Source organism: Alkalibacillus haloalkaliphilus, from assembly GCF_007991275.1.
In the GTDB taxonomy this organism is placed as follows: domain Bacteria; phylum Bacillota; class Bacilli; order Bacillales; family Alkalibacillaceae; genus Alkalibacillus; species Alkalibacillus haloalkaliphilus.
In genome coordinates, this window is record NZ_BJYA01000003.1 from 233,338 (window position 1) to 245,051 (window position 11,714).

Consider the following 11,714-nt stretch of genomic DNA (forward strand, 5'->3'; position numbering starts at 1 on the left):
TTATTCCTCCTCACCTTTTGGCATCACAGCTATGCGATGTGTTGATACATCTAATAATCTTGATACTGAGTCAATTACCATTTGCTTAACCTGAATTTGATCGACCCCCTCCGCAACTATTAATACTCCTCGAATAGCAGGACTTTCCGTTTGTATTAATAACGGTTGTTCACTGTTGTTGTCTCGAAATAGAACGGTTTGCTCTTCGATTGTTTCATCCTCTACTTGTCTTGTACCTCCACTTTGATCGGTTTCATCGGTCATTTGGTAACCTGTGATTGTGTTCTTTTCATAGACATGTAGAGCAGATGAGTCAAGCTGTAAAGTAACTTCTACGTTCGAAACGCCATAGATCGCTTCAAGCGCTCTAGCTAATTCATCTTGCATCGCCTCTTGTAAGCTAGAAATATCGTGTTCCCCTGCTGAGGCATTATCACTTTCTCCATTTCCTAAAAACACTTCTTGCTCTTCGTCAAACGAAGGTTCCTGCTCATCAGTTTGTCCAGTAAAAATATTAGAAACAATTAGGAACATCAGACCAACTAACCCTATGACTAAAATATAAGAACGTTTAGTAGGCCGGTCTGTGTCATCTTTTAATCGAAATAAAGACTTTAAATTCATCTGGTTACTCTCCTTCCCACTCGATAATAATTGAGTCGACAGGTAAACCTAAGAAGGAGGAAATTGTCCGCTTAATTTGATCTAAGTCCTCTCCATCTTCAGACTGTTCAGAAGGTATTTGAATAACTTCCACCTCCTGAACAACGTTCCCCTCTGTTAGATGAAACGTCACTTGTTCAATAATTTCATCTAATTCTTGACCATCATTTGAGTCATCTAATTGTACGAAAACATCTTGAATAGCTATATCATATTGTTGGATCAACTCCTCTTCTACTGAAGATTTAATGCTTTGCTCTAACTGTTCTAATATATATGCATCAGATGAGGCTTGTATTTCACTTTTTTTATTAGAAATTTCAATCTCCATTTCCTCTGGTGTAATTGATAGCTCTGGTAGGTCAAATTCTGACATAATCGTCTCTGGATTGACTTGAAACAACGCTGATAAAGGGTGTAAAAATAAAAGAAATATAATCATTCCGAAGACAACTTTGATTACTTTCTCATGAGAAGTTTTAGGAATTAGGAGAGATATAAGAGTTGCTAAAAAGATAAATAGAACAATTTGCGAGATCCAATCTATTAAAAAGGACATAATTTCCCTCCTTTACAACGACTAATAGAATTCGTATTACATTATATGAAGGGGTTGTCCTTATTTATTACGTATATGTTCAGAAATATAAAACCCTTGAAAACGATTTATTTCAAGGGACTATAAATCTATCTAATCATGAGGGACATGTTTCCGATAATGACAAGCATGACTAAAGAGAAGAAAAACATGATCGAGACCATCAACAGAGCTAGCATAATATATAAAATGTGTTTCCCCATCCAGTCGATCATATTGACAATAGGTCCATCAGCTACGGGCTGTAACAATGCAGCAGATACGCGGAAAATCAACCCTAAAACGAGCACCTTTAAAACGGGAAACAACGTAATAATTAATATGACAACAATTCCCGCCAAGCCTACACCATTTTTAATTAATAGAGATGCTGATAACACTGTGTCTGTTGCCTCAGTAAACATTCTTCCAATTACCGGAATGAAATTACTCGTAACAAACTTTGCAGCTCTTACCGCTACACCATCCGCTACTGCTGTGTTCGCACCTTGAAGCGACATAACAGTTAAAAAAACTGTTAAAAAGCCCCCCATTAATATGAAAGCCACTTGTCTTAACAAATTTGCAAGCTGTGATACGTTATACTCTTCATTTAGTTCACTTGCGATGTGCAAAATAGCAGACAAGAAAAACAACGGCACGATTATTGCAGAAACGAAGAAGCCACTAACTTGTGTAAAAAATAAAATAAAAGGATTGAAAAAAGCGACTGTTGCAATATTACCGAATGCTGCCATCATACTTAAAAATAAAGGGAGTAATGATAACATAAAATGACTCATTGCCTCAATTGCATCAACTGTATAAGTAACGGCTTGATGAAAACTAGCGACAGCAATTGTCATTAACACACCAAATATCACGAGATAACTCACTTTTGCAACCGATTGATTTTCAAATGAATGGATTAAAACTTTAAGAAAAACACTTAATAAAGTTAAGAAGATCAACATTCCTAACGTCTTACCATTCACAACCCACTCATTTAAAAAAAAAGCTGTTATGCCGCTTAACCAGTCTGAAGGTGAAAAGATAGAGCCATCATTAATGATGTCTCGCCAACTATCAGTTTGATCTAGAGGCATAAAGTCTCTATATTCATTTAATATATCTTGCCACTGTCGTTCTAAATCTTCACTTTCGAAAAGTTCATCAAGCTCTTCTTGAATTTGTTCATCTTCAGGAGTTTCTTCAGCATGTATAGATGATCCATTCCAACCAATCAATACGATTACAACAACTACGAAGGATATTATAAATTTATTCATTTCACATCTCCTTCAAGGTCTACTGAGGGATAAATGATAGCAAGGTTTCTATAACTGTAATGAATATAGGTAGGGCTATAAGTAATATAAACAACTTCCCTACAATTTCTACTTTTATAGCAATTGAAGCTAAGTTGGCATCCCTTAATACTTGTGAGGCGAACTCTGTTATGTATGCCACACCAATAACTTTGAAGATGGTATCTAGGTGAAGGAGTGAAACATTCATACGTGAAGTAACTTGCTGAAACACTGAAATTAACTCACCGATTTGAGTTAATATGAAGAAAAATACTAATGTACCTGTTAATAAAGTTAATAAGAAACCAATAGAATGATTTTTCTCTCGTACAACAATGATTAATATTGCCGCAACTATAATAACGGATAGCATTTGGAGGAAAGGCATATTCTTCGACCCTTTACATTAACATTTGGAACATAAATACCGACCTGATTTGTGTAAATAATCGTGATAAATAGTCAACTACTATAACTAAGACGATTATAAAACCTATCAATGTTACCCAGTGCGCCATATCTTCTTTTCCCATTTGCTTTAAAATAGTATGAAGCATAGCTATAATGATTCCGATGCCAGCAACTTGAAATAATAAATATATATCGATCATAGGATTCGCCCCCTTAAATAAATATCAATACAAATAACAGTCCTGATAAAACGCCCAATGTTCTAAACATCCCTGAAAACCGCTTCTCATCCTCCAACGCAGCTTCTAATTCATGCTGTAAATGGACTTTCGCTAATTGAATCTGTTTTTGTTGTTGTTCTATGTTGTGCAGACCTAGTGATTGACCAAACTGCAATACAACTTCCTTCTCCTTTGCTTTCATCGCTGTCTGACGCCATTGTTTACTCACTACGTCTTCCCACAAACTTTGTAAAGACGCATCCCCTAACATTAATTGCTCTGACAAATCATGAAATATATATGAAACAGGAGGAGATAACTGTTTAGAAACATATGAGAGTACTCGGTGAATAGGCTCTTGTGCATATACAATTTCTGCTTCCATTATTTGAAGCGCTTGTAATAATTCTCGGATTTGCTTTGGTCTTTTACTATAGTTTCTAGCTATATCGATTCCGACCCACGTGCACGTGAACAGAATCATGATCGCTCCGATCCACTTCATTTGTCATTCCCCTAACGTTTGTTGATAATTGTTCAAAGCGTTCGTTAAATACACCAAGCACATGGCCTGGTTTCGGGTGAGGGCTTAATACGATATAGCGGTTAAATACTTCATCTGCTATTAATGGGGCAAGGTTAGGCCTTCTTTTCATGTCGTCTATTGAATAACCGTGTACACTACAAATGACTTGAACTCCGGTGTGAGTAGCTTCTAGTAAGCTTACGACGTCCTCTTCCCTTCCGATTTCATCAACTGCTAATACTTCTGGAGACATTGAACGTACCATCATCATCATGCCTTCAGCTTTAGGACAATCTGACATAACGTCCGTTCGCTTCCCTACATCATGTTGCGGAACACCGTTATATGAAGCAGCTATTTCTGATCGTTCATCGACTAATGCGACTCTAGAAGGCTTTAAGTGTGTTGTTCCATCACTTAAAGTCCTAATAATATCTCTAAGAATGGTCGTTTTCCCACTTTTGGGTGGACCAATAAGTAAAGTGTTATATAGCTTACCTTTTGCAATGTGAGAAAGAAGGTGTTTTGCTGCTCCTTTTCTCTCTGAGGCAACTCTTATGTTAAATGATGATACGTGGGTAACAGCTTTAACTTGTCCACCTTCAACAGCTACTTTTCCACTAATACCAATTCTATGACCGCCTTGTATCGTGATATAACCATTTCTTAATTCCTCTTCTAAACGGTACACTGAATATTCACTGATCTTCGCTAATAACTTTGTCGCGTCTGTTCTTTCAAACGTATATTCTGGACAGATGACTTCACGATTGTGAAAAATCATTTGAGCTTGTCTTCCAACACGTAGTCTAATTTCTTCTAAATCTATTAATTGATCTGTATTAAATTTTCGCCGAACAATTTGTGATAATAGTTCAGGTAAGAACTTTAGTATTTTTTCATCCAACTTGAGTTCCTCCCTATGTTTTACCACTACTATATGATTGAAAAAGATTTGATATGAACATTAGGAAGAATAATTCCTGAGCATAAAAAAACCGACACTATTTAAAGTGTCGGTTTATGATTCATATAAAAATCTATGCTCTTGATACGTATTTTCCTTCTGATGTGCTAACTAAAAGGCGCTCACCTTTATTAATAAAGAATGGTACTTGAACAGTGTAACCAGTTTCTAATGTTGCTGGCTTAGTTCCACCTGATGCAGTGTCACCTTTAATACCTGGTTCAGTTTCAACAACTTCTAACTCTACGTTGTTCGGTAACTCAATCCCTAAAGTATCGCCATCATAAATTAATACATATACTTGTAAGCCTTCAGTAAGGAAATTTAACTCAGTTTCAATTTTATGATCTGGGATTTCAATTTGGTCAAATGTCTCTGTATCCATAAATGTACGATTATCACCAGATTCGTATAAGTACTGCATTTGACGACGTTCTAAGTGAGCCTTATTAACTTTCTCACCAGCACGGAATGTCTTTTCTTGAATGTTACCATTTTCTAGGTTTCGTAATTTTGAACGGACAAATGCTGACCCTTTTCCTGGTTTAACATGTTGGAATTCGATCACTTGCCAAATCGAATTTTCTAACTCAATTGTTAAACCTGTTTTAAAATCGTTTACTGAAATCATACTTAACTCCTCCTATATCCACAAAGCCCTTATAGCGTAATTAGTTCTTTAGTCGAGAATGTCAGACGTTCATTACCGTTTTCGGTTACGACTGTATCGTCTTCAATTCTACAACCACCTACATCTGGAACATAAATACCTGGTTCAACTGTTACAACCATGCCCGGTTCTAACACCTTATCACTCTTAAATGATAATGATGGTCCTTCATGAACATCCATACCTAAGCCGTGGCCCGTCGAATGCCCGAAATACTCACCATAACCTTGTTCTTTAATATAATCTCTTGTTAGAGCATCTGCTTCTTTGCCTGTAATTCCAGCTTTGATGCCTTCCATTCCTTTTAACTGTGCTTGTAGGACAGTATCGTAGATCTTCTTTAACTCATCGCTAATTGGTCCAACAGCAAATGTTCTTGTCATATCAGAGCAATACCCTTTGTACAGCGCACCGAAATCTAAAGTGACTAACTCACCTGATTGAATTTCTTTCTCAGAAGCAACACCATGAGGTAATGCTGAACGATAACCGGAGGCAACAATGATATCAAAAGAAGAAGATACAGCCCCTTGCTTACGCATGAAAAATTCTAATTCATTAGAGACATCAATTTCTTTTACACCTGGTTTGATAAATGTTTGAATATGCTCAAATGCAGCATCAGCAATCTCAGCCGCTTCTTTTAAAATCTTTATCTCTGCATCAGTTTTAACTAGACGTAATTGTTCAACTAGACCTTCAACAGGAATAAATTCACTATTTAAAGCTTTTTCGTATGTTTCATATGTTGAATAAGTAACATGGTTCTTTTCAAAACCTAAACGTTTAACGCCAAGTTCGTCTAATTGATCGGCAACTTCTTCTTGAATCGGACCTTTATGCTCAACAATCTCGTAACCTTCTACTTGATCTTTCGCTTGTACAGTATAACGAAAGTCTGTAATAAAGATTGCCTTCTCTTGAGTTAACAAGACAACACCCGCTGTACCTGTAAAACCTGTCATATAACGGCGATTTTGTCCACTTGTGATTAACATACCATCAAGATCATGTTCTTGTAACTTCTCTCTTAAACGGCGAATTTTCTCCATTTTAACTCTCCCTTTCTTTTAAACTTTCGATTAAGGCAAATGCCCCAATTATATAACTATTTGTACCAAACCCGACAACTTGTCCGGCTGCTACTGGAGCGATATATGAGTGGTGGCGAAAGGATTCTCGATTATGTATATTTGAAATATGAACTTCAACAACAGGGACATCCACTGCCTCTATTGCATCCCGAAGAGCTATACTTGTATGTGTGTATGCACCTGGATTTAAAAGAACCCCTTCATACTCTTCATTTGCCTTATGAATCCAATCAACTAATTCCCCTTCATGATTAGATTGAAAAGTGTCTAAGTGAAATGAAAAGGATTGGAGATATGCCTTTACTTCTTGCTCGACATGTTGTAAAGACTTTTGCCCGTATTGATTCTTATTTCGTTGGCCTAACAAATTTAAATTTGGCCCATTAAGCAATAAGAGCTTTCCCATTAAGCCTCTCTCCTTTTCATTCTCATTCCACTTAACAGTTTATCATATTTAGTTGTTTTGTGACACTTTTCTCATAAATCTTTGATCATGATGTTCATATGAAATGGTATAACCAATAAAGACACCATATAAAATAAACTGACTCATCGTCGTTGCGATTGTGTCCATGTTTAATGAAAATAAGTCAGGTACATAAGAGAATAATGGGTTCAATAAACCGAATACAATAAACCACAACGCGATTCCATATATTAGACCCGGCATCATCCCACGTAATTTTTTAAATAATAAGTAATAAATGAGTGCGGGAATAACACCAATAATCCCTGTAATAACAATACTTATTGACTCAGCGATCCACCCTGTCGTCCATTCACCATCAAAAAAGGAGCGAAAAACAAATGATGCATGGGACACGTCAGAAAATGATAAAAAGTAAGCCATAGAACCGGCCGTCGCAAATAATATCCCGCCTACTAACCCGGCGAATAAACCTTTCTTAAAAACTGAAGATTCTTTTTCCATTAATAGACACCTCTTTTCACTTAATTAGTCTGTACGATTTCAACATTTTCATTCGATGTGCTTTACTCATATTCATAATTTAAAGTCAAATGGGTGAGTATAAATATAGTTAAACGTGGTATAATATAACTAGAATAGTGTATAGCTAGAACGGTATTAAATCTATTGAATGAAAGGAGCATTATATGCCAAAGGGGAAAGGCGCTGTCCTATTATACGTAATTGGTGGTTTAGCGATTATTGGGGTGTTTGGCCAGTTAGTAATGAACCCTCTAGGTTTTCTTCAAAGCATTTTGATGATGTTAGGTTTTGCAGCTTTAATTGGTGCTCTCGTGTATTATTTCTTAATCCATCGTCGCAGGGCTCAAGTAGTTGGTTCTGGTTATAAAAAAGCAGTTAAACAGTCTAAACAAAAGTATGGAACGGTTGATCGTGGTATGCGCTACAATTCTCATATAGAAAAACCTAACAAAGTTAATAGACGCCGTACACAAAGAAGTCATTTAAAAGTGATTAAAGGTAATAAAAAATAAACGCTAGACGATTACTCGTCTAGCGTTTATTTCTATCTTATAACCCACATTTTAATTGGGCACCGCAATTTGTACATGTATTACATCCACCAACATCTTGTATATTACCTTTTCGACAGACTGGGCATGTATCTCCTACTTCAGATCCAACTGTCACATTGGTGTTTTCTAACTCCTGAACTGTATCCATTAAGACGACTTTTTGTTTCTCTTCCTCAAACAACTCTGTTTGCTCTGAGTATTCATTTTCTTCAGCTTTTAATGTTAAGACTTGTGTGTCACGACTTCCATCAACGTAAACCGTTCCACCTTTTGCTCCACCTTTGTAAAGGCGTTGATAAACTTGTTCTACTTGATCAACACGATAACCTTTCGGAGCGTTTACGGTTTTAGAAATTGAACTGTCCACCCATCGTTGGATGACACACTGAGTATCCGCGTGCGCTTCTGGTTCTAATTCCATAGCTGTTACAAACCATTCAGGTAACTCATTCTCATCAGCACCAGGGTTACGTTCGTAATAATCTTGAGCAATGTCTGCTTTCACTTCGATAAACTTACCTAAACGACCACTACGATAGTACGTGAAGGAGAAATATGGTTCAAGACCTGTTGATACACCGACCATTGTTCCAGTCGAGCCAGTTGGAGCAACTGTTAACAAGTGACTATTTCTAATTCCATAGTTCAAGACACCGTCACGAATATCTTCAGGCATTTTTTGCATGTAACCTGTATTAATAAACTGCTCTCGTAGTGCTTGCGTCTCTTCCTCTGTATCTCCTACTAAGAATGGGAAGCTGCCTTTTTCTTTTGCAAGCTCAATTGATGTACGATATGCAGTCGTTGCGATCGTCTCGAATATTTGATCAACTAGTTGGTTTCCTTCGCGAGAACCATAAGCTGTCTCACAATAGATTAGTAAATCATGCAGTCCCATAACACCTAAACCAACTCGACGTTCGCCTAATGCTTGTTTACGATTTTCTTCTAAGAAATATGGTGTTGAGTCAATAACATTATCTTGCATTCTAACACCGGTTGCGACAGTTTGTTCTAACTTATCAAAGTCTGGTTGTTTACGTTCATGATCAGCAATTGTAGCTAAATTAACAGCTGCTAAGTTACATACAGAATATGGTGCAAGGGGTTGCTCTCCGCAAGGATTAGTCGCAACAACTTTTTGACCATATGCTTTTGCATTTGTTTCTTTATTTGCATTATCAATAAAGAAAATACCTGGTTCTGCAGAATATGTTGCACAAATATTGATCAAGTTCCATAATTCTTTCGCTTTTATACGTTTATAAACTCTTGTTGCGAAGCCTAAGTTTTCCCACTCACGAACATCTCCAACTTCGCTCCAATGTTCATTATAATATGCCATTTCTTCTTCTGAATAACTTTCTACATCTGGGAAACGTAATTCATAGTCTTCATCATTTTCAACTGCTACCATGAACTCATCAGTAATACAAACTGAAATATTTGCACCAGTTAAAAACTCTGGGTTATGAACACTATAAGTCCCACCGTCACGCAGTTTCTGTTCTGCTTCTCGAATGTTGTCTTCTGTAAAACCACCGTGACCTTCAATATGTTTATAATTTGCTATTCCTTGATAAAGTTGGTGCTCTGAATTAGATAATGGAGTGAAGCTCAACTTGTCTTTTGCTTGTTGTTGAATCGTTTCATCATCAATGTTTTCAATTAAATACCTTAAAATACGTGGATTTTGCATTTTAGAAATAATAAATTCAATGATATCAGGATGCCAATCATTTAACATGATCATTTGCGCACCACGTCTAGAGCCACCTTGCTCGACTAAGTGTGTCAGTTTCGCAATGTCATCTAACCATGACACCGAACCTGATGATTTGCCATTAACACCACGCGCAAGAGCATTTCGTGGTCTTAAAGTAGAACCATTCGTTCCAACACCGCCACCACGTGACATAATCTCCATCACTTGTTTACGGTGATCGCTAATTCCTTCTCTTGAGTCTTTTACAAATGGCATGACATAGCAGTTAAAATAAGTTACGTCAGTATTTGAACCTGCACCATACAGCACTCTTCCTGCTGGGACGAAGTTTAATGCTGAAAGTTCTTGATAAAACTTCTCAAACCATTGCTGACGTTTCTCTTCAGTTTGCTCGACCTGTGACAGGCCAGTTGCATTACGTAACGCAATTTGTTCATAATAAATCTCTAATGGTTTATCAATAACGCTTAATGTTTTTTCTATTAAGCCTGTTTGCTGTGCTTCTTCAGACTCCAATAAATGTACGAATTCGTCTTCAATTTTTACAATTACTTGATCACCATTTATTTTTTCAATATATCCAGTACCTCTAGCTGGAAATTTAGGATCCTCTTTAATCGTTAATACGACAAAGTCCCCTTCTTTAACTGTTTTCTTTTCCGTATCTTTAAATGCGTAACGGTCTAACATGACAAGACGAGACACACCCTTATGAGTTGTGTTCATGTCTGGTGTAATGGGATGTACGTGTGGAAACTGTTTTATATCTTGATTCAACTGTTCTACGTTCAGTTGAACTTGTTTCTCTTTTACACCTTGCATTTCGTTACCTCCTTCACGTAAGATAGAATCGTACTAACATTTGTTAGTAAATAATCTATCTTTACAGTATCAAAACCTAACCAACAAATCAATATATAGTACTCTTATTTTTAAAATATCTCTATATATTGTGTTTTGTGCATAATTAATAGTGAAAGTCAATAGATTTCTTCGTACTATTTAGAGAATCTTTTCTCACACTAAAATAACTAGAATAACATGTTCTTATAAGAAATAGAATAAGATAGAAAAAAATCTTTGAAACATAATACAAACACTCTTATAATAAATAGTGGACCTATTATAGAAAGAGGGGAAGCACGATGGATGCATTACTAATCATATTAGTAGCTGTTGCCGCATTGATTTTATTTGCTGTATTTCGAAATATGCGCATGCAAAAACATTTAACAACACTTACTGAAGAACAATTTAAAGAAGGTTACCGTAAAGCACAATTAATTGATGTACGTGAACCGAAGGAATTTGATCGAGGTCATATTTTAGGTTCTCGTAATATACCACTTTCTCAAATGAAACAAAGAATGGGTGAAGTAAGAAAAGACCAACCTGTATACCTTTATTGCCAACGTGGATCAAGGTCCATGAAGGCTGCGAACTTACTTCGCAAAAATGGTTACGAAGGTCTACATCAGTTAAAAGGCGGCTTTAGTAAGTGGACTGGTAAAATTAAAGTGAAGAAAAAAGGATACTAAAATTAGTAAAGCATACCAGTCACAGCTGGTATGCTTTTTTACATGAAGTCTTGACTTGAAACCTACCTAATGAACCGAATAATTAGCGGGAAGCGAAAATACTTCTTAGCTATACTAGCAATGATCGCAATGACAAAAATAACCCACCAAAATAATATTATTAACGCAATAATACCTATAAAACCAAATGTTGCTAGTGGGAGCATTACTTGAAACACATCTGGCATTGCCCCTGGATAACTAGTGCCGAGCCAACCAAAAACAAAAAATAAAACAAAACTAACAAAAATATATAACTGATAAGAAATTTGTGCATTTATATTTTCTTTCATATGGTGATCAAAAAACGGTGATTGATAAGGTGCTACATACCAATAAACTAGTGTTATAACGATATTTAAAAGTGATAATGGGAATATCATCGGTAACAAGTAACCAAACGCAACCATTAATCGATCTTTAGTTGTTATGACTTCTTGCATATTCATCTCCTTTTACTTAAAAC

Annotated in this window: 15 protein-coding genes; 2 read left to right on the plus strand and 13 right to left on the minus strand. The window is 36.3% G+C overall.

Going from position 1 to position 11,714, the window contains the following annotated elements:
- The 11 genes from spoIIIAG to AHA02nite_RS05315 all read right to left on the minus strand — a co-directional run bounded on the left by spoIIIAG (position 1) and on the right by AHA02nite_RS05315 (position 7,370).
- Positions 1-624: a stage III sporulation protein AG gene (spoIIIAG, locus tag AHA02nite_RS05265; protein ID WP_146815080.1), complete on the minus strand. Its 624-nt coding sequence runs from the start codon at positions 622-624 to the stop codon at positions 1-3.
- A 4-nt stretch (positions 625-628) separates the two neighbouring features.
- On the minus strand, positions 629-1,222 hold the full coding sequence (gene spoIIIAF / locus AHA02nite_RS05270) for a stage III sporulation protein AF (protein WP_146815083.1): 594 nt from the start codon (positions 1,220-1,222) through the stop codon (positions 629-631).
- 128 nt (positions 1,223-1,350) lie between these two features.
- On the minus strand, positions 1,351-2,529 hold the full coding sequence (gene spoIIIAE / locus AHA02nite_RS05275; protein WP_146815084.1) for a stage III sporulation protein AE: 1,179 nt from the start codon (positions 2,527-2,529) through the stop codon (positions 1,351-1,353).
- Between the two features lie 19 nt (positions 2,530-2,548).
- Entirely contained in the window at positions 2,549-2,938 is a 390-nt protein-coding gene (gene spoIIIAD, locus AHA02nite_RS05280; RefSeq protein WP_146815086.1) for a stage III sporulation protein AD, read from the minus strand.
- 13 nt (positions 2,939-2,951) lie between these two features.
- A complete protein-coding gene (gene spoIIIAC, locus AHA02nite_RS05285) occupies positions 2,952-3,161 on the minus strand; it encodes a stage III sporulation protein AC (RefSeq protein WP_017187553.1) in 210 nt (69 codons plus the stop codon).
- Positions 3,162-3,174: 13 nt separating this feature from the next.
- A complete protein-coding gene (spoIIIAB, locus tag AHA02nite_RS05290; protein ID WP_146815088.1) occupies positions 3,175-3,687 on the minus strand; it encodes a stage III sporulation protein SpoIIIAB in 513 nt (170 codons plus the stop codon).
- Positions 3,623-4,615, minus strand: a complete 993-nt coding sequence (spoIIIAA, locus tag AHA02nite_RS05295; RefSeq protein WP_146815090.1) for a stage III sporulation protein AA — start codon at positions 4,613-4,615, stop codon at positions 3,623-3,625. Before spoIIIAA ends, spoIIIAB begins: the two co-directional genes overlap by 65 nt.
- 133 nt (positions 4,616-4,748) lie before the next feature.
- Positions 4,749-5,306 (minus strand): elongation factor P, encoded by a 558-nt coding sequence (efp, locus tag AHA02nite_RS05300; protein ID WP_146815092.1) that lies wholly within the window; start codon positions 5,304-5,306, stop codon positions 4,749-4,751.
- A 29-nt stretch (positions 5,307-5,335) separates the two neighbouring features.
- Positions 5,336-6,397, minus strand: coding sequence for a M24 family metallopeptidase (locus AHA02nite_RS05305; RefSeq protein WP_146815094.1), 1,062 nt, complete (start codon positions 6,395-6,397; stop codon positions 5,336-5,338).
- A 1-nt stretch (position 6,398) separates the two neighbouring features.
- Positions 6,399-6,845: a type II 3-dehydroquinate dehydratase gene (aroQ, locus tag AHA02nite_RS05310; protein WP_146815096.1), complete on the minus strand. Its 447-nt coding sequence runs from the start codon at positions 6,843-6,845 to the stop codon at positions 6,399-6,401.
- Positions 6,846-6,893: 48 nt separating this feature from the next.
- Positions 6,894-7,370: a YqhR family membrane protein gene (locus AHA02nite_RS05315; RefSeq protein ID WP_146815098.1), complete on the minus strand. Its 477-nt coding sequence runs from the start codon at positions 7,368-7,370 to the stop codon at positions 6,894-6,896.
- A gap of 185 nt (positions 7,371-7,555) precedes the next feature.
- Between AHA02nite_RS05315 and AHA02nite_RS05320 the strand changes: the two genes are divergently transcribed.
- Positions 7,556-7,903, plus strand: coding sequence for an SA1362 family protein (locus tag AHA02nite_RS05320; protein WP_146815100.1), 348 nt, complete (start codon positions 7,556-7,558; stop codon positions 7,901-7,903).
- A gap of 37 nt (positions 7,904-7,940) precedes the next feature.
- Here the strand turns inward: AHA02nite_RS05320 and AHA02nite_RS05325 are convergent, their stop codons facing one another.
- Complete coding sequence (locus tag AHA02nite_RS05325) at positions 7,941-10,493, minus strand: vitamin B12-dependent ribonucleotide reductase (RefSeq protein WP_146815102.1); 2,553 nt, start codon at positions 10,491-10,493, stop codon at positions 7,941-7,943.
- Between the two features lie 323 nt (positions 10,494-10,816).
- On the opposite strand from AHA02nite_RS05325, the gene AHA02nite_RS05330 reads away from it, so the two are divergent.
- A complete protein-coding gene (locus AHA02nite_RS05330) occupies positions 10,817-11,209 on the plus strand; it encodes a rhodanese-like domain-containing protein (RefSeq protein ID WP_017186702.1) in 393 nt (130 codons plus the stop codon).
- Positions 11,210-11,271: 62 nt separating this feature from the next.
- Here AHA02nite_RS05330 and AHA02nite_RS05335 read toward each other — a convergent pair whose 3' ends face one another.
- Positions 11,272-11,691 carry a DUF4870 domain-containing protein gene (locus AHA02nite_RS05335; RefSeq protein ID WP_170235974.1) on the minus strand — a complete coding sequence of 140 codons (420 nt, stop codon included), beginning with the start codon at positions 11,689-11,691 and terminating at the stop codon, positions 11,272-11,274.
- Positions 11,692-11,714: the final 23 nt, after the last annotated feature.